A 241-nucleotide genomic window follows, 5' to 3' on the forward strand; every position below is an offset into this window, starting at 1 on the left:
TAGGCATCCTAAAGCGTATCCTGCCGTTCGCCGGCAAACCCAAGCGAGGTGCGGTACATGAAGCTGTTATTTTTAGGCACAAGCGCGGGCCGGCCGACCGCGCTCCGCAACGTGACGTCGATCGCCGTCACCTTTCCAGAGGATCAAAAACGGTTCTGGCTGTTCGTTGCTGGCGAGGGTACGCAGCATCAGCTGCTCCGGTCCAGGCTGAAGCAGGGCAAGCTGAATCGGATCTTTATTT

Annotated in this window: 1 pseudogene; it reads left to right on the forward strand. The window is 57.7% G+C overall.

The window, feature by feature from the left end:
• Positions 1 to 57: 57 nt before the first annotated feature.
• Positions 58 to 241 (forward strand): annotated as a pseudogene (locus KVT38_RS34095) (ribonuclease Z); the annotation flags it as partial.

Origin of the sequence: Cohnella sp. GbtcB17 (assembly GCF_019091135.1) — a bacterium.
Taxonomy (GTDB): domain Bacteria; phylum Bacillota; class Bacilli; order Paenibacillales; family Paenibacillaceae; genus Cohnella.